The sequence below is a fragment of the Ascidiimonas meishanensis genome (genome assembly GCF_037782385.1).
Taxonomy (GTDB): Bacteria; Bacteroidota; Bacteroidia; order Flavobacteriales; family Flavobacteriaceae; genus Ascidiimonas; species Ascidiimonas meishanensis.
The window spans coordinates 1-1,508 of record NZ_JBBEXD010000039.1 but is presented as its reverse complement, the minus strand read 5'-3'; the positions used below and the strand labels follow the sequence as shown (position 1 = coordinate 1,508).

Annotated in this window: 1 protein-coding gene; it reads right to left on the bottom strand. The window is 44.1% G+C overall.

Annotated features, from left to right (window positions below):
• Positions 1–1,508, bottom strand: a 1,508-nt coding sequence (locus WBG07_RS19310; protein ID WP_340203767.1) for a non-ribosomal peptide synthetase, incomplete at both ends; no start/stop codon positions are given.

Below are 1,508 nucleotides of genomic sequence, written 5' to 3'. Positions count from 1 at the left end.
ACATAAAAACGGGGAACCATATACTCCGGTAATATACCCGATAAATGACTCCGAAGCGAGGCTAGCTGTGACCGATCTTCTTGTACCACATAGGCTACCAGTTCTGTGCTGCCATCTATGAGATCTGTACTGATCACCAATGCCTCTGATACCGAAGCATGATGCGATACATGCGCCGTTACCTCGCCTAACTCTACACGGTAGCCACGAATCTTAACCTGATCATCATTACGACCGATAAATTCTATAACACCTGCACTTAAATGGCGCACCAGATCTCCGGTCTTGTACATACGTACTCCGGGTTGATAAGGATGGGGTATAAAACGATCTTCCGTTAATGAATCCCGATCATGGTAACCCGAAGCTAGTCCTGCTCCTGAAAGATACAACTCTCCTACTACTCCTATCGCTACAGGTGCTAAATGACGGTCTAGTACATAGGCTTGCATATTGGCGATAGGAACTCCTATGGGAACACTTAAGCAAGTGTCTTCTGAACTGTACTCATACAACATGCAGCCTACCGTGGCTTCGGTGGGACCGTACTCATTGTAAAGGGTCGCATGGCCTCTAAATAATTCATGGATGCTTTGTGCTAAATCACGGGATAAAGATTCCCCGCCTATGATAAAACGATTTACACTAAAGGAATGCCCTGCTTCAAAACAGCTTTGTAAAACCCGCAGGTGTGATGGCGTGAGTTTCACCACTTGTACACGGGGGTCTGTGAAAACTGATCTGATCAAGTCATGCGACGAAGTATTCCCATAGATCACTACACTGTGTCCACTGACAAGGGGAGTGAAGATACTGGTCACCGTTAAATCAAACGAGATTGAGGTGAATAAAGCAAAGTTAGACGCTTGATCGTTCACATAGGTTGTTGATGCCCAACGTATGTAGTGGTAAAGGTTCCCGTGGGTGATACAGACGCCTTTGGGGGTGCCGGTGGTACCAGAGGTGTAGATCATATAGGCTAGATCTTTACTGCTTATAGATACCGTGAAATCGGAAGGTGCTTCTGAAAGACCGTCAAGTTCTACATCAATAATAAATTTAGGACCGTGATAAGATCCCTGATCCATCCCGTAATACATCTCTGATATCAATAGAGAGACGCCAGCATCTTCTAATATCATTGAAATACGGTCTTCAGGGGTTTCTGGGTCAATAGGTACATATCCTCCGCCTGACTTTAAAATCCCTAAAAGGGAGATCACTACATAATCACTGCGGTCTAGTAGTAAACCTATGCGGTCTCCTGATGCTATTGTGTACTGCGTTTTTAAATAGTAACCCAGCTTATCGGTCAATTTATCTAGTTCTGCATAGGTCAATAGACGTTCCTCGAAAATAACTGCAGGGGCATCAGGGGTCTTTAATGCCTGTGACTTGAAAGCATCTAATACTGTCAAACTATCCTCGTAAAAATACCCCGTGGTATTGAATCCTTCAAGTAAAAAAACTTGCTCACTTTCACTAAGTAATGTTATTTGGTGAAGGGG